Annotated in this window: 15 protein-coding genes; 7 read left to right on the top strand and 8 right to left on the bottom strand. The window is 36.3% G+C overall.

The features are described from left to right. Nucleotides 1-5: 5 nt before the first annotated feature. From ALGA_RS03065 to purL, 4 genes are all read right to left on the bottom strand, one after another. Nucleotides 6-377, bottom strand: a complete 372-nt coding sequence (locus tag ALGA_RS03065; protein ID WP_096427903.1) for a hypothetical protein — start codon at nt 375-377, stop codon at nt 6-8. 501 nt (nt 378-878) lie between these two features. Continuing rightward, nucleotides 879-4,808, bottom strand: a complete 3,930-nt coding sequence (locus ALGA_RS03060) for a PKD domain-containing protein (protein WP_096427902.1) — start codon at nt 4,806-4,808, stop codon at nt 879-881. A 196-nt stretch (nt 4,809-5,004) separates the two neighbouring features. After that, nucleotides 5,005-5,418, bottom strand: coding sequence for a hypothetical protein (locus ALGA_RS03055; RefSeq protein WP_096427901.1), 414 nt, complete (start codon nt 5,416-5,418; stop codon nt 5,005-5,007). 121 nt (nt 5,419-5,539) lie between these two features. Continuing rightward, nucleotides 5,540-9,229 (bottom strand): phosphoribosylformylglycinamidine synthase, encoded by a 3,690-nt coding sequence (gene purL, locus ALGA_RS03050; RefSeq protein WP_096427900.1) that lies wholly within the window; start codon nt 9,227-9,229, stop codon nt 5,540-5,542. Between the two features lie 529 nt (nt 9,230-9,758). Between purL and mce the strand changes: the two genes are divergently transcribed. The 7 genes from mce (at nt 9,759) to ALGA_RS03015 (ending at nt 17,213) form a co-directional block, all read left to right on the top strand. Beyond that, complete coding sequence (gene mce, locus ALGA_RS03045; protein WP_096427899.1) at nt 9,759-10,163, top strand: methylmalonyl-CoA epimerase; 405 nt, start codon at nt 9,759-9,761, stop codon at nt 10,161-10,163. 34 nt (nt 10,164-10,197) lie between these two features. Further along, a complete protein-coding gene (locus tag ALGA_RS03040; protein ID WP_096427898.1) occupies nt 10,198-11,754 on the top strand; it encodes an acyl-CoA carboxylase subunit beta in 1,557 nt (518 codons plus the stop codon). Between the two features lie 11 nt (nt 11,755-11,765). Further along, complete coding sequence (locus ALGA_RS03035; RefSeq protein WP_096427897.1) at nt 11,766-12,119, top strand: OadG family protein; 354 nt, start codon at nt 11,766-11,768, stop codon at nt 12,117-12,119. Nucleotides 12,120-12,124: 5 nt separating this feature from the next. Further along, a complete protein-coding gene (locus ALGA_RS03030) occupies nt 12,125-12,547 on the top strand; it encodes a biotin/lipoyl-containing protein (RefSeq protein ID WP_096427896.1) in 423 nt (140 codons plus the stop codon). Between the two features lie 31 nt (nt 12,548-12,578). Further along, the gene (locus ALGA_RS03025; RefSeq protein WP_231706048.1) at nt 12,579-14,213 is read left to right on the top strand and encodes a sodium ion-translocating decarboxylase subunit beta; all 1,635 of its coding nucleotides are present in this window, start codon (nt 12,579-12,581) and stop codon (nt 14,211-14,213) included. A 230-nt stretch (nt 14,214-14,443) separates the two neighbouring features. Then, on the top strand, nt 14,444-15,670 hold the full coding sequence (locus ALGA_RS03020) for an aldolase/citrate lyase family protein (protein ID WP_096427895.1): 1,227 nt from the start codon (nt 14,444-14,446) through the stop codon (nt 15,668-15,670). Then, nucleotides 15,627-17,213 (top strand): citrate lyase subunit alpha, encoded by a 1,587-nt coding sequence (locus ALGA_RS03015; RefSeq protein ID WP_197705687.1) that lies wholly within the window; start codon nt 15,627-15,629, stop codon nt 17,211-17,213. The genes ALGA_RS03020 and ALGA_RS03015 overlap by 44 nt, the downstream gene beginning before the upstream one ends. A 50-nt stretch (nt 17,214-17,263) precedes the next feature. Here ALGA_RS03015 and ALGA_RS03010 read toward each other — a convergent pair whose 3' ends face one another. From ALGA_RS03010 to ALGA_RS02995, 4 genes are all read right to left on the bottom strand, one after another. Further along, entirely contained in the window at nt 17,264-17,488 is a 225-nt protein-coding gene (locus ALGA_RS03010; RefSeq protein ID WP_096427893.1) for a (2Fe-2S)-binding protein, read from the bottom strand. A 115-nt stretch (nt 17,489-17,603) separates the two neighbouring features. Next, complete coding sequence (locus ALGA_RS03005; protein ID WP_096427892.1) at nt 17,604-18,383, bottom strand: HD domain-containing protein; 780 nt, start codon at nt 18,381-18,383, stop codon at nt 17,604-17,606. A 143-nt stretch (nt 18,384-18,526) separates the two neighbouring features. Further along, the gene (locus ALGA_RS03000) at nt 18,527-19,324 is read right to left on the bottom strand and encodes a sulfite exporter TauE/SafE family protein (RefSeq protein WP_096427891.1); all 798 of its coding nucleotides are present in this window, start codon (nt 19,322-19,324) and stop codon (nt 18,527-18,529) included. Between the two features lie 105 nt (nt 19,325-19,429). Next, complete coding sequence (locus ALGA_RS02995) at nt 19,430-20,893, bottom strand: aminoacyl-histidine dipeptidase (RefSeq protein WP_096427890.1); 1,464 nt, start codon at nt 20,891-20,893, stop codon at nt 19,430-19,432. Nucleotides 20,894-21,319 lie beyond the last annotated feature (426 nt).

Here is a 21,319-nt window from a genome sequence, read left to right as displayed (position 1 = left end):
TTATTCTAATCTTTCAACAAATGAATAACTTCTTTTAGGGTTTTGTTTTCATTTTCCAGGAGCTCTAATTGCTTGCATTTTTCTTGCAGTTCTTTCTGGATATTTATATACTCAGCCCCATCAACATTATCAACATTATTTTGTGTTTCCTGCTCATAGCTATTTGCAATCTCCTGGAAAAAATTGATTTTCATAGCATGACAGATACTCCAAAGCCGATTAACCTGCAATGTGGGTCTATCCAATTGCTGACGCAGTGTAACAGGCCTGATGTTAATTTTTCGGGCCAGAGAACTTACCGTTTCTCCTTTTTCATGAAGCACATTTAAAATATTTCCGTTAATACTAAAAAGTGCATTTTCTGTTGTTCCACTCATGTTTATATTTTTCGAATTAAAATTTAGCTTCTAATGGCGCGTGCTTTCATTGATTTCAGCTCATGAAACTTGTAATCAATACCCATTTTATTTTCTTAGTATGTAAGTTAGTCATTTTTAGGTGCTAAATCAATTCTAAAGTAGCTTAAAAAGCTTATTGTGAATGCTTAAAGAGTCCGTTAAGTAGCAAATTGCATCGGTAGGGTATCTAAAAGCATCGATAGGGTAAGAAATAACATCTATTGAGTAGTATAATGCATCGGTGAGGGGGCAAAAAGTATTGGTAATGTAGCAAAAATAGTCTGTAAGGGTGTGAAAAGCATTTGTAGAGTAGTATAATACATCTAGTTAGTCGTAAAGTGCTTTTTGGTTGGCGAAACGAATGTGGAATAAGTTAAAGACCATTATTTTTATTGAGAAAGTGTTTCAGAATCTCGTTACGCAAAAAAAAAGAGAGCCTGTTGCGGGGCAACAAGCTCATCCATTTTTAGTAATTTTTTCTTATTTCACCAGTAGTTTTCCTTTGTATATCTTCTCACCCGAAAGGTTGATAATATGAATACCGGGTTTTAATTGTTCCCGATTTATAATCACATTGTTCCCTGTGATGTTTTCAATGATCCGAACCACCCGGCCACTTGCATCTATAACCACCAATCGGTATTTCTGATTGGTCTTGTTCGGAAAGACCACATTGCTTTTGTAAACCATCGGGTTGGGGAAGATCTTTAATTTTCCAACCTCTTTTAGAAGTATATCATCTTCTATTCCTAGTGCTCCAGGATCATATCCAACCAAGGCCTTGATCGCAAGCGAGGTGTTGTTTCCAAATACCTCGCTGTAAGGACTCCACTTGTTATTATAATACATGTAAGCAGAATTACTCCATTCTGCATCATCTTGCAAAGGAAGGTGCGCAACGGCAAAAGAATCTACAGGATTTTCATATTTAATCTCGTAACTAACAAAGAAATCTTTTTCAACCGCAACCGAATAATTTAAATCGATCGTATTAAATTGGCCGGCAATTAATTCTGAGTAAGGAACCGACATACTGTATACTTCATTTGTAGGTTCCGATGTTCCATTCCAAATCTTGAGAATAAATTCTGGATCTGATGAGTTAGACTGCAAAACAGAAGGTTTAATCTGTACCTGTTTAACTGCGTTTAAATTAGGATTTATCAATTCAAATTTTTCCGCGTATTTATCTATTTTCAGATTAGTATGTCCTGTCACATACCCGTCGTTATCGCCTGTGAATATGAATTGGACCAGTTGGTCTTCAAATTCAGAAGGCACATTGTAAAGTAAATCATCATCAAAATCATCTGGATTAAGAACTGTAATGTATCCAATTTTCACTTCTGTATCCTTGTATTGAGCATCATTAATGGTTAAGCTAACATCAAATGCTCCTACAGTATTGTAGGTAACAACTGGATTTTCATCAGTAGAGTTTTCAGGTGAACCTCCAGGGAAACTCCAATTGTATGTTAGTTCCGAGCCTGTGCTTTGACTTGTGAAAGTAACTTCTGTACCAATATTTACATTGGTAGAGCTTGCTGAGAATTTAACCTCAACTGTTTTTACAATAATTGCAGAAGTAATCGTTTGAGTATTCAAACCTGCCGCATTGGTTGCTGTTAATGTTACCGAAAAAACTCCGGGAGTTTTGTAAATAACCGCTCGGGGATGTTCTTCTGCAGAACTTGCAGTTTCTGCTCCTTCAAATGTCCATTCCCACTTGGTAAACCCATCGCCAATACTTCTGTTCATAAAATCAACTGATTCTCCAATTTGAATGGTGTCTTTTGTCATTCCAATTAATGCAACTGGTGCTGTCGAACTAAAATCATCATCGGCAGTAAAAATTCCATTTCCATGAGTTGCTGACGCAATAAAACCATCACGTCTGCTTTTAATCATGGCAACTACAGTGGTTCCTATTCTGTCAATTGCTTCTTGAGTCCATGTAGTTGATGTGCCATCAAGTTTTGTTGTGCTATATAATCCAGTACTTGTTCCGGCATAATAGGTGGTATCGGTTGGTGATACCATGAAGGATACGGATCGAATTGATGGACCATTGTCCGCTCCATTTATTTCTTCCAGATTTCCACTAACAGGAGTCCAGCTTGTTCCGCCATTAGTCGTGCTAAATATACTTTCAATTCCGTAATTGGAAAATCCAACCAATACTTCGTTTGCATTTAATGGGTTTGCATCAATAGAAATAACATTTCCGGAAGGCATATTGGAACCTGTAAGATCTGTCACTTTTGCCCACTGAGAATGTGAATTCACTATTTTAAATACTTTTCCTGTTGAAGTACCGTAATATAGAATATGAGCCGGGAAGGTGGAGGAGGCTAAGGCGGATACAGTTCCTGTTGTCTTTGATATTTTTAGTTTTTCCCAGTTCGTAGTTGATTCGCTATTCTGCATACGGGGAATATCAAAAATATTGGAGTTTCGCCAAACATAGTTTCCTGCTGCGTAATATAAAATTTCACTGTTGTTGGCATCTTCAACAAAAGGATTGATAAACAATTGTCCTTCGGCTCCTTCAGGATCAACACGGGTCCAATAGTAACTTAGGTCATCAGTAACGTTATTTTCAAGGTAAGTGGTGCCGCTTTGTGATGAGGAGAGTATACTATTTCCTAAATTGAATATGCTGCAGTAACTTCCGTCACCAGAACCCCAGGATAACCAATCTTTATTTGGATCAGAAGTTTCGGCAAGCCAGGTGCCATTGTCCTGAAATCCGGAAAGTAATGTCGTGTTTGTTCTTATGTCGTTATCTATCGCGATAGTATATGCTTGTGTGGTTAAGTATCCATTGTTCAGAAAAGTCCAGTCAACAGGAGTGCTGGTGTCATTTTCTGAAGAGGTGTCAATTGTTTTTTTATAATTAGTCGTACTACTAATACCTCCATCGTGTCCGCAAAGCAGAGTTTTGTTATCACTTTTAAATGTTAATGCATGAATATCAGGATGATGATTTGGATATTGAGTCACATTATTTTCGGTTGCATAACCTCCAATCCAATAAGTATTAGACTTATCAGTATCATTTTCAATACCATCGTTTAAGAAAAGTTCATCACTTAAAGAACTTGCCCTAGTCGCAAAAGCATCATCAGAACGATATAAGTTAGTACCCCCAATAAAAAGCATATTTTCATTGTCCGGAGCAACTTTTATTACCATATTGTACGATCCTTGTGAGTTGTAACCATTTACATCTGTGTCTTTTTCACCACCTTCAGGTAGATTTTGAGAACGGTCTTCCCAGGTGTAATCTTCGGTAGTATTATATGTTAATTTCCAGAGACTGTTACCTTGAAAGCCAGCACCTATTGTTTGCCCTAACACATAAACGATATCGCTGGTTAAATTACTTGGAGCTTGGGCAATTACAATTCTGTTATAATCGGTAGGGAATCCTGTTGGGGTTATATCTTCCCATTCTCCCAAATTTCCAGTCAAAGACCTGTAGATCCCCTTAGTTGTACCTTCAGAACTTAAAGAAGCATATTTAATCCCGCTGGGAGTACAAATAATATCTTCATAATAGGAATCTGATGTGATTACATCGGTCCAGCTGGTTCCTCCATCAGTAGAGCGCTTAATTCCATCTGCTGTTGCAACGTATACATCGCTGTTGTTTGGGTCTACGCAGATATTCCAGCCATAATCAAAAGGATCGAATATTTCAGAGGTATTGGAAGCTGTTGATGCCAAAGATATCCAGTTGTCGCCATTATCGGTAGATTTAAACAGACCATTTCCCCGGTAACGGGCACCATCTTCACCTGCTGAGCCAACTAGTTCCCCAGTGGTATAATACCAGATTGCAGTGTTGTTTGGGTCTTGCGCAATGGAAGTTACACTTGGGTGATCTTCTAATTTAGTTGTTCTTGTCCAGCTGGTACCATTGTTTGTTGATTTCCACATTCCACCAGTAGTTCCTCCCGCCAGTATTGTGCTCTCATTTGCCATATCAATAGCCAGCGCTCGTGTTCGGCCACCCACATTCTTTGGGCCACTGTTTGTAAAACTTAAGCCACCGGTTTTTAATCTGCTCTGCAAACCAGAGGCTGATGAAAGAACATATGCCTTTTCGAGCTCTTTAATATTTAAGGGGATCTGTCCCGTAAGCGGGTTTTTTAGTATATCTATTTCGTATTGGGCTCTTGCAATAGGATCATCTGCCCGTTTTGGTTTTCCGTCTTCTTTATCTGCAATTTTAGCTAGTTTTCTTTTGTTTAATGAGGGATTGGTTAAATCGTTGTATGTTTTTTCTGTTATTACAATATCTTTTACACCTAATGTAGAGTGCTTTTTTGCCGTTAGTTTTTTATTTTGAGCAAGCGTTGTAAAGGAAATCGCCAATGCGAGTAGTATATTGAAAATTGATTTCATGTGTTTTGATTATTTAGTGCAGAATACATGCAAATTAAGTTTCCTTATCAAAGAGGAGTAAGGATATTACGTTTTTACAATTTATTTGTTAGTTGAAAAGTAATATTTATTTCCAATTTTAAATTACAATTGGGGCTGTTCTCCTGTATTCTAGGAGCCAATATGTAAAAGATAAAGCAATCTATTGAAATTAAGCTTATTGTTTGTTTTCTGATTTAAAATCTACTAGTTCGTAAATGGGCTTCTTGTTCAATCCTTCGATGTTGGAGATTAAACAGGAAATAGTTTTTACGGATTTCAAATTAATAAATTGTTGTTCTGTAATTTTTATTTGAATGGTTTGTTCTTTTTCGAAAGTAGAGGTAAAGCCGGCACCATAAGCTTTTATGGAAATTATTTTTCCGTTCAGCAAGAATTTATTGTTCTCCGATAAAAATTTGAAGTCACCGATTGCAAGAGAACAAGTACCAGGGGCAATTTGTTTTTCTATATGAATTGGTTTTTCTTTTTGGATTGAGTCTTGCGTTTTTTCAATAGAAGCAAGTTTGTTAGGTGGGGCACATGCTAAGCTTAGTCCCAAAATGGCAATAAGGGGTAAAAAATGTTTCATATAAGTTGTGATTTTGTTAGTTGCCACAAGTTATGAAAAAAAATATTAGTTTTTACTTCGCCCAATGGCAAAAAAAATACCCCCTTTAAAAAGGAGGTATTTTATATTTAATTGCTTGATTTTATTTGTGTTCCATGATCCATTTCTTCGCATTCACAAATGCTTCAATCCAAGGAGAAACTTCATCGTCAACACGATTCTCATTGTAATGAGCCCAATTCCATGGATAAGTTGCTCGTTCCAAGTGAGGCATCATTGCCAAATGACGACCATCATTTGATGAAATGGCAGCCGTTGCAAATGGCGAGCCGTTTGGATTGGCAGGGTACTGATCAATATTGTATCTCATAGGAATCTGATACTTGTCTTGTCCGTATGGCAATTCAAATTTACCTTCCCCGTGAGCGACCCAAATACCTAATTTACTTCCAGCCAAAGAAGAAAGCATAATTGAGTTATTCACTGGTATCGATACACTTACAAATCCTGATTCGAATTTGTGTGATTCGTTATGAAGTAGTTTTGGATGTTTTTCATGATCAGGATAAATTAATCCCAGCTCAGAAATCAACTGACATCCATTACATACTCCAAGGCTTAAAGTATCTTTTCTTGCGTAGAAGTTATCAAGAGCTTTTTTAGCTTTTTCATTGTAAAGGAAAGCTCCGGCCCATCCTTTTGCAGAACCCAATACATCGGAGTTAGAGAATCCTCCAACAAAAACAATCATGTTCACATTCGATAAATCTTCACGTCCGGCAATCAGGTCAGTCATGTGAACATCTTTAACGTCCATTCCAGCCAAATGCATCATCCAGGCCATCTCACGATCTCCGTTTACACCTTTCTCACGAATGATTGCAGCTTTAACACCTGATTTTTCTTTTCTTTTAGGATCAATTCCGAATTGTTCAAATTTCCCGGTAAAGTTCTCGTTGAATTTGAATTCCAATTCATTCTCTTTGTAAGACTTAAATCTTTCCAAAGCTAATTCTTTACCTGCTTGGCTTCTATCTAATAGATATGAAGTTTTAAACCATAAATCACGCAGAGAAGCAATATCAAGATCAAGAACCTGATCCCCTTTTGATAGTAGCATTTTTCCAGCTTCAGCAAGTGAACCAATAACATGGAAATTAATTCCTTTATCGGTAAGAACCGTTGATATGTTTTCAAGATCTTTCACCTGGAAAATAACTCCTGGGTTTTCACTAAACAACACTTTAACCAAATCGCTTTCTTCAATTGATGAAAGATCAATTTTGGCTCCAAGTCGATTGTCTGCAAAACACATTTCCAATAATGCGGTAATCATACCACCAGCAGAAATATCATGACCGGCAAGAACTTTACCATCCAATATTAATTGCTGAAGAGTTGTAAATGCATTTGCAAAATATTTTGAATCCTTAACATCAGGAGTCTGTGTACCTAATTTATTTAAGATCTGAGCAAAGCTACTTCCTCCCAATTGAAAATCATCTTTCGAGAGATCCATATAGATAAGATGAGAATCTGCTTCATTTTTTAGAACAGGAGAAATTATTTTTTTGATATCAATGATCTCACCAACAGTTGAAATGATAACTGTTCCCGGAGAATAAACAACATCGTCTTTTCCATATTTTTGGGTCATGGAAAGAGAATCTTTTCCGGTTGGAACATTAATTCCCAATTCAATGGCGAAATCACTAATGGATTGAACAGCCTGATACAAACGAGCATCTTCACCTGGATTTTTACAAGGCCACATCCAGTTTGCGGATAATGAAACACCTTTCAATCCTTGTTCAATTGGAGCCCAAACCAGATTGGTTAAAGATTCAGCAATAGATAATCGACTGCCATTTTCCGAGTCAACTAAGGCTGCAATTGGAGTATGTCCAATAGAGGTTGCAATTCCTTTTTCTCCTTGAAAATCAATGGCAACAGCGCCTAAATTATTCAATGGCAATTGAAGAGGACCAGCACATTGTTGCATGGCAACTTTACCAGTTACCGATCTGTCAACTTTATTGGTTAACCAGTCTTTACAGGCAACAGCCTCAATTTGAAGAACATTTTCGATGTATTCTTCTATTTTATCAGCGTCATATTCAACAGCTTCAAATTTTTCATTTGAAGTGGTATCTGTTAAGACTGTTTTTGGTGGTTTTCCGAACATTTCAGATAAGCCCCAATCAATAGGGTTTTGTCCGGTTTTTTTATCTTCAAAAGTGAATTTCATATCACCAGTTGTTTCACCAACCTGGTAAATAGGAGCTCTTTCTCTATTTGCTATGCGAGTTAAAAGGGCAACATCTTTTTCTTTAATAACCAATCCCATTCTTTCCTGAGACTCGTTACCAACAATTTCTTTAGCCGAAAGAGTAGGGTCACCAACAGGAAGCGCATTCAAATCAATTTTACCGCCAGTTTCTTCAACAAGTTCCGATAAGCAATTTAAGTGTCCGCCTGCTCCGTGATCATGAATCGAAACAATTGGGTTTTCATCAATTTCGGCCATTGCTCTAATCGCATTGCAAACTCTTTTTTGCATTTCAGGATTTGAACGTTGAACTGCATTTAACTCGATAGAGTTTGTGAATTCGCCGGTTGCAACAGAGGAAACGGCTCCACCGCCCATTCCAATTCGGTAGTTGTCTCCGCCTAAAAGAATTACTTTATCGCCTTTTTCAGGAACATCTTTTTGAGCTTGTTCAAATTTGCCATAGCCAATTCCTCCGGCTTGCATGATTACTTTATCGTAACCGTATTTTTTGTTGTTCTCGAAGTGTTCAAAAGTAAGAACCGAACCACAAATAAGGGGTTGACCGAATTTGTTTCCAAAGTCACTTGCTCCGTTCGATGCCTTAATTAGAATTTCTTCAGGAGTTTGATACAGCCATTCTCTGGCATCGGTAGCATTTTCCCAAGAACGGGAAGCTTCCAGTCTAGGATAGGAAGTCATGTAAACAGCCGTACCAGCCATTGGAACGGATGCTTTTCCGCCTGCCATTCTATCTCTAATTTCACCACCTGTACCTGTAGCAGCACCATTAAATGGTTCAACAGTAGTTGGAAAATTATGTGTTTCCGCTTTAAGCGAAATTACAGTCTTAATATCTTTGGTTTGAAAGAAATCTGCTTTATCGTGAGTGATAGGAGCAAACTGTTCCATTTTTGGTCCTTCTAAAAATGCACAATTGTCTTTGTAGGCAGAAACAATTCTGTTATGGTTTATATTTGAGGTCTTCCTTATTAATTGGAATAGAGAAGATTCTTTTTCTTCTCCATCAATAACAAACAAACCGTTGAATATTTTGTGGCGACAATGCTCCGAATTAACCTGAGAAAAGCCAAATACTTCTGAATCGGTTAGTTTTCTGCCAATTTTTTTTGAAACGCCATCTAAATAATCGATTTCTTCACTGCTAAGAGCCAGACCTTCTTGTTGGTTGTATTCGGCAATGTTTTCAATATTTAGAATTGGTTCAGGTTGTTTCTCAATGGTATAGATATCTTGACCGATTTTTTTGTAAGAAGCTTGTAGCATTGGATCATATCCGGCTTTCTCGCTTTCCACCAAATGAAACTCTTCAATTCGGAGAATCCCTGTTATACCCATGTTTTGAGTGATTTCAACCGCATTGGTGCTCCAAGGAGTAATCATTTCCTTTCTTGGGCCAATAAAAAATCCCTCTATCTCATCCTCTTGAATTTTTGTGGCGTCTCCGAATAGCCAGGAAAGTTTGTTGAAATCCAATCCATTCAATTGGTTAGTTGTCTGAACAACAAAGTGTACTTCGTCTTTTTGGAAGAATAGTATCATCTTAGAATCTACTTATGAAATTTATAATAATGGTTGAAACCTGTTTCAAAATGCAAATATAGGTAAAAAGACTTTACACAATGTAACAAATTGAGGTCTCTTAAACCTTGGTCTTTTTTTTTGTACAATATTAAATGGAAGAAGATTAAAATGAAATTTTGCAACAAAAAGTAGTTGTGGAAGAATCTTCTTGCTTCTTTATTTATAATAAAAGGGAAATTCATGATTAGATATGTTGAGGAATGGTAAAAAACAGTTCTGTTTTGTATGAAAAGAGATTTCTTTTTTCTCGAAAATGCACGGGGAATTTCTTAGTTCTAATTTTTACGCAAAGGTTTTCGGGCTTTTAATTTCTAAATATGGAATTTTTTAAAAGGGTTTTATCATATTTGTTTGATTTTTAGAATAAAGTGAGATATTCCTGTTCTGAATACATGTTAAAAAACAACTTTAATAATGTTACAGATCATTGATTGACATTTTTCAATTCGATATTTTTGTCATCTACATTAATTAAAATATATCTATAATGAAACCATCGCATATTGAACATATCGGTATAGCTGTAAAAAGCTTAGAGGAGGCAATTCCATTCTACGAAAAAGTATTGGGTTTGGAGTGCTACGCAGTTGAAGAGGTCGTTGAGCAGAAGGTTAAAACAGCTTTTTTTAAGGTTGGAGATACCAAAATTGAATTGTTGGAGTCTACAGATCCTGAAGGCCCAATTGGTAAGTTTGTTGCAAAAACAGGTGGCGGAATGCATCACATGGCATTCGCAGTTGAAGATGTTCAGCAAGCATTAAATGATGTTCAGGAAGCTGGTTGTCAGGTGATCGATAAGACTCCTCGCAATGGTGCAGAAGGTTTGAAAATTGGATTTTTACATCCAAAATCAACTCAGCGCGTTTTGACTGAGATTTGTGGCAATAAATAAGAATACTCAATAAATAATAATAACTCAATTGGTTATGGCTAGTCAGGATAAAATTAAAAAGTTAATTGATTTAAGAACGGAGGCTAAGCTTGGTGGAGGTGAGAAAAGAATCGAATCTCAACACAAGAAAGGCAAATTTACAGCTCGTGAAAGAATCGATATGCTTCTTGATGAGGGAAGTTTCGAGGAATTTGACATGTTTGTTCAACACCGTTGTACTAACTTCGGTATGGAGAAAACGAAATTCTTAGGCGATGGTGTTGTTACCGGTCAAGGTACAATCGATGGTCGTTTAGTATTCGTATTTTCTCAGGATTTTACTGTTTTTGGAGGGTCGTTATCAGAAACCTACGCTCAGAAGATTTGTAAAATTATGGATATGGCCATGAAAATGGGTGCACCGGTTGTTGGAATGAACGATTCAGGTGGAGCTCGTATTCAGGAAGGTGTTACTGCTTTGGCAGGATATGCTGAGATCTTTGAAAGAAACATTCTTGCTTCAGGGGTAATTCCTCAGATTTCTGCGATTTTCGGTCCTTGTGCAGGTGGTGCGGTTTATTCTCCAGCGCTTACCGACTTTATCATGATGACAGAAGAAAAGTCATACATGTTCGTAACAGGTCCTAAGGTTGTTAAGACTGTAACAGGTGAAGATATTAGCGTAGAAGATCTAGGTGGTGCTAAAATGCATGCTTCGAAATCAGGTGTGTCTCACTTCATGGTAGATGATGAAGAAGAAGGTATCATGATCATTCGTAAGTTGTTGTCTTACATGCCATCAAATAATTTGGAAGAAGCTCCAATTACAGCTTGTTCTGATCCTATGGATAGAATGGATGATATCCTTAACGAGATCATTCCTGCAAATCCAAACATGCCTTACGACATGAAGGATGTAATTTATACAATTGCTGATGATGCTGAATTTCTAGAAGTTCACCGTCACTATGCTAAGAACATTATTGTTGGTTTTACTCGTATGGGTGGAATGTCGATAGGTGTTGTTGCAAATCAGCCTAGTTTCCTTGCTGGAGTACTTGATATTGAGTCTTCAAGAAAAGCGGCTAGATTCATTCGTTTCTGCGATTGTTTCAATATTCCAATTTTAACCTTGGTTGATGTTCCTGGTTTCTTACCTGGATCAAGTCAGGAGTTTGGTGGTATTATTACTCATGGAGCGAAATTAATGTTCGCTTATGGTGAGGCTACTGTTCCAAAAGTAACTATTACTCTAAGAAAATCTTACGGTGGTGCTCATGATGTAATGTCTTGTAAGCAACTTCGTGGTGATTTAAATTATGCATGGCCTACTGCTGAAATTGCGGTTATGGGTGCCAAAGGTGCAATTGAAGTACTTCACGGAAGAAAAATGGCTGAGTTAAACGATGCTGATAAAGTGAAATTCATCGCTGAAACTGAAATTGAGTACAACGAGGCATTTGCTAATCCATACAATGCAGCATCATACGGTTATATCGATGATGTAATTGAGCCACGTAATACTCGTTTTAGAGTGATTCGCGCATTTCAGTCTCTTCAGACTAAAAAGCAAGTGAATCCACCTAAAAAACATTCTAATATTCCATTATAAAAATTAGTTCTATGTTAATGAATATTTTATCCATAGGAAGTCAAGGTGGATGGACTGTTGCCATAGTAGGTTATTCCATTGTATTTGCTGCATTGGTACTGCTGGTAATTGTTTTTGTCAATTTGCCGAAACTTTTACATCTTAACTTAAGAAAAAAGTTGATGAGGGAAGGTCGATCTGGCGCTGATACTGATGATTTACACATCGAGGGAGGCGTTAATGCTGCTATTGCAATGGCCTTGTACATGCACTTACAACAACAAAATCACGATGATGAAAGCAATATCATCACAATTAAAAAAGTTACTAAGAATTATTCTCCATGGAGTTCTAAGATTTATGGAGTAATGAATCAACCAAGATAAGCAAAATGAAGAAGTTCAAATTTACAATACGAGGGCAGGAATACGATGTTGAAATCAAAGATTTTGAAGGATCGAATGCCAAAATTGAAGTGAACGGAACGAGTTATGATGTTGATGTGCATGTTGCAGAGAAATCATCAAAAACTCCTAGATTGGTTCGCAAGCCGGTTGTTAACAAACCAGGTGAAGGTAGTATCAAGAAAAGTGGAGTTGGTGCTTCAACAGTTAAAGCGCCACTTCCAGGTAGTATTATTAAAATTAACATTGCAGTTGGTGATTCTGTCAACCCTGGAGATACTCTCTTGGTGATGGAAGCAATGAAAATGGAAAATAATGTGTTGGCCGAAAAAGGAGGAACTGTTAAAGCCATAAAGGTTGCAGTTGGCGATAGCGTACTTCAGGAGGACGTATTAATTGAAATAGCATAATATTTCAATACTAAAACGCAAAAACTATATAATGAGAAAACTTTGTTCATTGGTATTCTCAGTGATTTTGGTAATGGGGTTAGCTTTTAACTCCATTGCTCAAAAATCATCTGATACCGCAGAAAAATTGACAACAGGAAAATGGGTTAATCATGAAGATGGTTATATCCCAAACCCTGTTGGAGATTCCGATATCACAGTAAAAAGATATAAGATTTTCGAATTCAAAAGTGATAACACATTTATCATGGATTCGGTAAAACAGCGTTTTACTGGTAAATGGGAAGCACAAGGAGTAAATGTAATTTTAAAATTTAATCCTAAAGTTGTAACGCATTTATTTAAAAATCTGGATCCGAACTCTGGTTCAAATAATTATCTTACAACAACAGAAAATTTGGAGCTTGGTTCGCGTATAGCCAAGGTTGATGGTGCTTTTCTTAAGTTTGCTAACTCTAGTCTTAATTGTGAAAACAACTCAGGTGCGGTAGTAGGTTTAATGAATTTTTATGAATTCACAGGTTTCGCAAACGTTACACCTGGAAACTTGTTAATGGTGTTAATTGGTTTGGTTTTCATTTTTTTAGCTATTAAATATGACTACGAACCCTTATTGCTAATTCCAATTGGAACGGGTGTTATCATCGGTAATATTCCAATGTTTCAAGCTGTAGATTTTAACCTGAAATTAGGTATCTATGAGCCAGGTTCTGTCATGAATATACTTTATTCAGGAGTTGTTAATGGTTGGTATCCTCCTTTGATATTCTTAGGAATTGGTGCAATGACCGACTTTTCATCGCTTATTAGTAATCCAAGATTAATGATTTTGGGTGCTGCTGCTCAGATAGGTATTTTTATTACTTTTCTAGGTGCTCTTTGGTTGGGCTTTGCTCCTCCAGAAGCAGGTGCTATTGGAATTATTGGTGGTGCTGATGGACCTACTGCTATTTTCCTTTCGTCGAAACTGGCAAATGGAATGAATGTGATGGCTAATGGAGAAACGGTTAAAAACTTAATTGGACCTATCGCAATTGCAGCCTATTCTTATATGGCTTTGGTTCCGGTGATTCAGCCGCCAATTATAAACTTATTGACCACTAAAAAAGAGAGAAAAATTAAGATGAAGCCACCACGTTCGGTAACTCGTCTTGAAAAAATAATATTCCCTATTATTGGATTGTTATTAACTGCATTTATTTCTCCAACAGCTTTACCTCTTTTGGGTATGTTATTCTTTGGTAACTTATTAAAAGAATCAACAGTAACAAATCGTTTGGCTGATACTGCAAGTAATGCATTGATTAACACCATTACGATTTTATTAGGTGTTACAGTTGGAGCATCTACTCAGGCAGATGTTTTCTTAACCAAAGATTCGATCTTAATTTTTGGATTGGGTGCAGCTTCATTTATTGTAGCGACTGCCGGAGGAGTTATTTTTGCTAAAATAATGAATTGGCTTTCACCAAAAGATCGTCCTATTAACCCAATGATTGGTGCAGCAGGAGTGTCGGCAGTGCCGGATAGTGCTCGTGTTGTTCAAACAATGGGATTACAAAACGATCCTACAAATCACTTGTTAATGCACGCCATGGCACCGAATGTTTCAGGAGTTATTGGATCAGCAGTAGCAGCTGGTATTTTATTGAGTTTCTTGATGTAGAAAGTCATCATTTTAGATATTTTTAAAGGGTTGTCGTTTGCGGCAACCCTTTTTTTAGTTATAAACTTGAGTATAGTCATTTTTTTATTTCATCTAAAATGGTATATTTAGATACATTAATTAATCAGATGTAAAATGGGAATGAAAGGGAGCGGTAGGAACTGATTATTTGGGTTCTTACTTCTCCTTTTTTTTTGTTTGATATTTTGGCAATCTAAATCTCATTAAATATGGAACTTGGAGGACAAATTGGTACGGCAGGAAATTTTGATGCTAATGGTAAAGGAGACTGTTTTGTTAGCATTGAGTTAAAGCAATCCGAAGGGATTATTTTCAAATTGGAATCAAAGGTGAAAGTTTTCTATGGGAAGTCAATTGAAGCCTTATGTAGATCAATCTTAAGTTTTTTCTCTGTAGAGAATGCATTGGTCGTAATTAATGATAGTGGTGCCTTACCCTATGTCATAGCCGCACGACTCGAGTCGGCCATAAAGCAGGTTGTTAGTTCTAATAAAGATTTTCTCTTTGATTTTCTTCCTGATAATTTATATAAATCCAATAAGGATCAATTTAGATTTTCCAGACTGTATCTTCCTGGAAACACGCCTTACATGATGCTTAATGCAGGTATTCATAAACCCAATGGTATTATTCTCGATTTGGAAGACGCTGTAGCTGTTTCCAAAAAAAATGAGGCGCGATATATTGTGCGTAACGCATTACGTTCTCAAAACTTTTACGGTGCTGAAAGGATGGTTCGAATTAATCAAGGGCAATTCGGTCTTGAAGATTTGACTTTTATTGTTCCTCATAATGTTCATCTTATTTTAATACCCAAATGTGAATCCCGTGCAGAGATTGATAGAGTTGAAGAAGAAATTGCTAAAATTAAACAAAAAGTAAATCTCATACGGGATATCTTTTTAATGCCAATTATAGAGACTGCGCTTGGTGTTGAAAATGCTTATGAAATTGCATCAGCTTCGCGTAATATTGTTGCTATGGCAATTGGTTTGGAGGATTACACAGCTGATTTAGGAGTTCAGCGAACTAATAGTGGCGCCGAATCACTATATGGAAGAATGCGGGTTGTGAATGCTTGTCATGCTGCAAAAATACAAGCAATAGATTCTGTTTTTTCTGATGTTGGAGATATGCAGGCATTGGCCGAAAATGTAAAACGATCAAAATCATTAGGGTTCCAGGGGATGGGTTGCATACATCCTCGACAAATATCGGTAATACATGAGAATTTCGCCCCAAATTGTGATGAGATAGAAAGAGCAAAGAAAATAGTGAATGCTTTTTATGAAGCTGAAAGTATGGGGTTATCTGTGGTTTCAGTTGGAACCAAAATGGTGGATCCTCCGGTGGTGAAACGACAATTAAAAGTTTTGGAGTTGGCAATTAATCTTGGAATACTACCTAAAGATTGGAGGAGTGATTATGTCGGTTAAATTAATTAAAAATGCAGTTGGACGAATGGTTCCAACTCAAATTAATGGGGAAGAGGCAATCCCTTTTATGGGAATTGGGATGTTTGTTCCTAAAAATCGAAAATACAACTCTAAAATCCCGACCAATGCAAATTATCCAGCCGATGGTAACAAAAAGGGTAAGGATTTAAAAGATGCTTTGGTAAAGGCTGGTTTGGCTAATGGCATGAGGATTTCTACCCATCATCATTTTCGAAATGGAGATTTATTGGCAAATAAGATATTTGATATCGCTCATGAGTTGGGGGTGAAGGATTTAATTTGGTTCCCATCGGCTTCATTTCCATGTCACGAACATCTTATTCCCTACCTTGAAGATGGTACGATTTCTCGCATAGAGGGAAGTATGAATGGTCCTTTGGGAAAGTTTTGTTCAGAAGGGAAAATGAAAGGTATTGCTATTCTGCGTTCTCACGGAGGCAGGTATCAGGCTATTCAGGATGGAGAAGTTCATATTGATATCGCGGTTATTGGAGCGGCCTGCGCAGATTCTTTCGGAAATGCCAATGGTCTTGCAGGAAATTCTGCATCAGGTCTACTCGGATTTGCTTTAGCAGATTCACAATTTGCCGATAAGGTTATTGTGGCTACAGATAATATGATTGCCTTTCCTTGTGTCCCATGGCAAATTCAGGGGAATTTTGTTGATTTTACGGTTGAAATGGATCAGATTGGAATTCCCGAAGAAATTGTTTCAGGAACGACACAAATCACCAAGAGTCCGGATCGTTTATTTATAGCCGAATTAACAGCAAAATTTTGCGAAGAAGCAGGTATTATTAAAGATGGCTTTTCATTTCAGGCAGGAGCAGGAGGTACTTCACTTGCTATTAGTGAATTTTTTGGCAAAATAATGAAAGAAAAAGGCATAAAAGCTCGATTTGCAAGGGGGGGGAGTAATAAATATCTCGTGCAAATGCTCGAAGAGGGACTTGTGGAATACATTTTAGATGGTCAAACTTTCGATCTGGAAGGAGTGCGATCGATGCGGGAAAATGCAAATCATGTATGGACTAGTCCTTTTACCAGTTATAACTATCATAGTAAAGGGAATTTTGCAGGAATGGTGGATGTTGCAATTCTAGGGGCTACTGAGGTTGATGTTAATTTTAATGCAAACGTAGTGACTCATTCAGATGGTTATTTATTGCATGGAATCGGAGGGTGGCAAAATTGTTTGTTTAGCAAAACAGTAATTCTACCAATACCATTATTTCGAAATAGAATACCAGTTGTAAGAGATGAGGTGACAACAATATGTGGTCCTGGTGAATTGATAGATGTTATCGTTACCGAAAGAGGAATTGCTATCAACCCCTTACGAAAAGATCTGTTGGAAAAATTGAAAGGAAGTTGTTTGCCCATTAAATCAATTGAAGAATTGAAGAAAGAAGCGGAAGCTATTTGTGGTGTTATGGATGAGCTGGTTTTATCAGATGAGATTGTAGCTGCTATAAAATGGGTTGATGGAACTATTATCGATGTAGTTCGAAAGGTATTGTAGAATGAATTTTGAATCAAAAAAAGCTTCGGTATTTCCGAAGCTATATGGTTTTACCAAAGTTTAAATTTACTTGGTGGTGAATTCTCTACTTTCACTGCAATTTTAGGAACTTCAGTATCTAATATGCTGTTTATATAGCCAATACATTTACCACAACCAGTATTAGCTCCGGTGTATCTTCTGATTTCTTCAATTGTGGTGGCGCTTTTTTCGTGAATAGCCTTATCTATGGTTTTTCTGTCTACCATCTGACAGTTACAAACGATATCTCTCATTGTTTATGGTCTTTTAATAATAATCTTTTGTAAATATATACATTATTCGATTTAAATCGTCGAATCTAAGATTATTATTTTTAATCATTCTACATAAGCTTTAATGTAGTTGATTTTATAGTTGATTTTCAAGGTGTATTTTCATTTGCCTGTACATATCAATTACAAGATCTTTTTTTGGTAAGGTTTCGAATATTTGTTTTAAATACGTTTTTTCACTGATGATTTTATAGCTCTTTTTAAAGTTAAGATTAAATATAAGAGACATTTGATAAAGCTTTAGATCGTTAATCGTAAGAACATCCTTAAAGTTTACAAGCTTTTCACCAATAATGCTTTGGTATACTTTCTTTGAAATTTCCGGTTTGTCGGATAAATCCATTTCCAGCCTTTTGTTGTTTCCTTGTTTATTGTTTGAATAATAATCTGCAACAATATAAAGAATATCAATTTTGTCTGCATCCCTTAGTATCTTGATAAAAGGCAATAGTTGGGAGTCTATCGTTTTGGGTAGTTGTAATTCATTATGGTATTTAATGCTTTCAATTACAATATTTGATTCTTCCTCTGTGAGTTCAGATAAGATATTGTTTTCGGTAATGGTCGAGATCCCAAGCTGAATGTGATTAATTTCTTCAGTATCGGAAAATGTACCATAATTAGCCAATTGCTCAAATCTTCCTAAATCATGCAATAAAGCAGATATCTGAGCCAAGCTTACATCCTTCTCATCCATATCTGTTTCTTGGCTAAGTTCTTTAATTAATTCGACCACACGAAACGTATGGTTTCGTTTTAAATTAATATTGAGCTTAATTTCTTCGATCTCAATTTCAAACCCGGCAATATAATTATTAAACCATGTTTCTATATTATTGTAGGCTTCTTGTTTCACGTCTTAGTCGTTAAAATTAGTGCACAAAACTACTCTTTTTATCTAATTTCGGAAAGGTTTTTTAGCAGTATTGATTTATGAAAAATTAATACAAATATGGGTACTTGACCAATGGTTTCGATATTGGTGTCAACGCGCTTTATTTAGAAGTGAAAGAGGTTTAAGGCTCGAATACAAAAAAGAATAATTATAAGCATTAGTATCCATCTAATAAAATTAGACCCCCAATTTAGCGCAAAACGGGAGGCAACATATCCACCCAATACGTTACCTATTGCAGCAATTGCTCCAATTCCATAATGTATTTGATCATTCATCATGAAAATGATCAATGCAAATGGGCTGTATAATAGTACTATAAATACTTTTAAGGCATTTGCCCTTACTAAATCGTAACCCATTTGAAGAACTAAAATGCCTATCAGGAAAATGCCAACTCCGATATGGATAAAACCACCATATATTCCAACAGCAAAAAAGATGATGAATTGTTTGAATCCAAATTTCTTGCTTTGAAGAAGTTTAGAACCTGTAAGCCATTGTTTTGGTTTGAAGAATAAGAAGAAAGCCATAACAAGCATAACGGCTGCTATTAAAATCTCAAACAGATCCTTGTCAATACTAATGGCTATTTGTGCTCCCAAAATAGATCCAAGAACAGTAGGAAATGCAAGTAAGACTCCTTTTCTGAGATCAAGAATATTTTGTTTTTTAAAATTATATGAGGCGACTAATGTTTGCATAATCACACCAAATCGAATTGTTCCATTGGCAAATGGCGCGGAGAGACCTAAAAACATAAATAAGGAATAGGAGATTACAGTTCCGCTTCCGGCAATGGTATTAATTATGCCCACCGCGAATCCAGCTAATAATAGTAAGCAGATAATGGGAAAGGAGTAGATATCCATTTCCTGAAAATTAGCTAGTAATTCAGTCACGACACATAAGTTTAAACAATGAATAAATTGATTGAAGATAAAAAAAAACGGCGACCTGAATTCAGGACCGCCGTTATATTAATAGTAGAGGACAATAGTTCTCTTTTATTTTAAAGGTGAGTTTTGGACAATGTCGAGTAGATGTTTCCAAAATTTATCCACCGTTTCAATATTTATTTGTTCATCTGGCGAATGCACATCTTTAAGTGTAGGTCCAAATGAAATCATATCCATGTTTGGATATTTCTCAAGAAAAAGGCCGCATTCAAGTCCTGCATGAATGGAACGAACAACTGGTTCTATTCCAAAAAGTTTTTTGTAGGAATTTACCGCAGTAGCTAATATTTCGGAAGAAGGATTTGGAGCCCATCCAGGATATCCATCGGTGTGTTCAATTTTCGCATTTGCCATGCTTAGGGTAGTGCCAACCATTTGAGAGATGTTGTATTTTTCGCTATCTACATCACTTCTTTGGGAGGTGGTAATTTTGATTTTATTCTCTCCTGAAAATTTAACTGATGCTAAATTTGTTGAAGTTTCAACCATACCTGGCATTTTTGAACTCATGGAAAAAACTCCATGCGGGCATGCGTAAATGGCATCCATTAAGTTTGAGGAGCTTTCCTTATCAATCACAAATGCCGGAGTGTCGGTAGATTCTAATGATATTTTTAGTTTGGGTTCACTAACACTCCATACATCTTCCATTTCTGCAGCGTAAATATTTAAATCTACACGAACATTTTCTTTGAATTTAGAAGGTAAGGTGATGATTGCATAGGCTTCGCGAGGAATTGCATTTCTTAAATTTCCACCATCAAAACACGCAATTCGAATATCATATTTCTTATTTATCTGCCAAAGAAAACGATTTAAGATTTTGTTTGAGTTGCCACGACCTTTATTTATTTCATCACCCGAATGACCTCCAAGAAGTCCTTTTACATCAATTCGAACAGGGAAATGTCCATTGGGGACATCTTCCTTAGAATATTCTATTGTTGCCAAGGTGTCAATTCCTCCGGCACAACCGATAAAAATTTCACCTTCATCTTCCGAATCCAGATTTAATAGAATTTCTCCACTAATAAATCCGGGTTGTAAAGCAAATGCACCGGACAGACCAGTTTCTTCATCAACAGTAAAAAGGCACTCTATAGGACCATGTGCAATATCAGTTGAGCTAAGAAGAGCCATTTCTGCAGCAATACCAATTCCATCATCAGCACCTAGTGTGGTTCCTTTGGCTTTCACCCAACCGTTATCAATCCATGGAATAATAGGGTCTTTATCGAAATCGTGCTTTGTTTCACTGTTTTTTTCACAAACCATATCCATGTGAGATTGTAAAACAATCGTTTTCCTGTTTTCATTACCTGGAGTAGCTGGTTTTGAAATTAAAACATTGCCAATTTCATCTCTCTTTGTTTGCAAGTTGTGCTTCTTGCCGAATTCCATCAAAAAGTCGATTATTCGATCTTCTTTTTTAGATGGTCTTGGAATTTGACAAATATCTTCGAAATGTTTCCAAATTTCTCTCGGCTGTAATTCTGCTAGTATTCTTTTCATTGTTGTTTAAATTTTATCAAATGTAGCAATTCCGAAAATTGGTTCTAGGTCATTCTTTTGATTTTTTTTGATTCTTACCAGAAAAGGAATCTAGTGTTTTTCTACTTGTATTTCACAACACCCCCTGTTTATTATAATGTGGTGATGTAATGTTGCATTTTATTAATGGTTTGATTTGTTTTTTTAGGGGTGTGAGTGCTTTTTTGCTGCCATTTTTATGATGTGTGTCGGTTTTTTATAAAAAAAACACTTTATTTTTTTTATTTTTATTTCAATATGTTTTATTCGTATATTGAATGCTATCGTGTTGATTTTAAAACTAAAAAGAATAAAGCTGTTGTTGCTTTCTTTAATTGAAACATCTTAAACTCTCTAAAACATGATTTAAGTCATCATTATGTATTTGTTAAAAGGCTGTTAATTTTT

The organism is Labilibaculum antarcticum (assembly GCF_002356295.1).
Taxonomy (GTDB): domain Bacteria; phylum Bacteroidota; class Bacteroidia; order Bacteroidales; family Marinifilaceae; genus Labilibaculum; species Labilibaculum antarcticum.
This window is presented reverse-complemented; position numbering and strand designations above follow the sequence as displayed.

Bases quoted from the DNA above. Each gene is read 5' to 3' on its own strand.
- mce (WP_096427899.1), top strand. From the start codon at position 9,759: ATGAAACCATCGCATATTGAACATATCGGTATAGCTGTAAAAAGCTTA.
- ALGA_RS03040 (WP_096427898.1), top strand. From the start codon at position 10,198: ATGGCTAGTCAGGATAAAATTAAAAAGTTAATTGATTTAAGAACGGAG.
- ALGA_RS03065 (WP_096427903.1), bottom strand. From the start codon at position 377: ATGAGTGGAACAACAGAAAATGCACTTTTTAGTATTAACGGAAATATT.
- ALGA_RS03055 (WP_096427901.1), bottom strand. From the start codon at position 5,418: ATGAAACATTTTTTACCCCTTATTGCCATTTTGGGACTAAGCTTAGCA.
- ALGA_RS02995 (WP_096427890.1), bottom strand. From the start codon at position 20,893: ATGAAAAGAATACTAGCAGAATTACAGCCGAGAGAAATTTGGAAACAT.
- ALGA_RS03025 (WP_231706048.1), top strand. From the start codon at position 12,579: ATGAGAAAACTTTGTTCATTGGTATTCTCAGTGATTTTGGTAATGGGG.
- ALGA_RS03030 (WP_096427896.1), top strand. From the start codon at position 12,125: ATGAAGAAGTTCAAATTTACAATACGAGGGCAGGAATACGATGTTGAA.
- purL (WP_096427900.1), bottom strand. From the start codon at position 9,229: ATGATACTATTCTTCCAAAAAGACGAAGTACACTTTGTTGTTCAGACA.
- ALGA_RS03010 (WP_096427893.1), bottom strand. From the start codon at position 17,488: ATGAGAGATATCGTTTGTAACTGTCAGATGGTAGACAGAAAAACCATA.
- ALGA_RS03060 (WP_096427902.1), bottom strand. From the start codon at position 4,808: ATGAAATCAATTTTCAATATACTACTCGCATTGGCGATTTCCTTTACA.
- ALGA_RS03020 (WP_096427895.1), top strand. From the start codon at position 14,444: ATGGAACTTGGAGGACAAATTGGTACGGCAGGAAATTTTGATGCTAAT.
- ALGA_RS03035 (WP_096427897.1), top strand. From the start codon at position 11,766: ATGTTAATGAATATTTTATCCATAGGAAGTCAAGGTGGATGGACTGTT.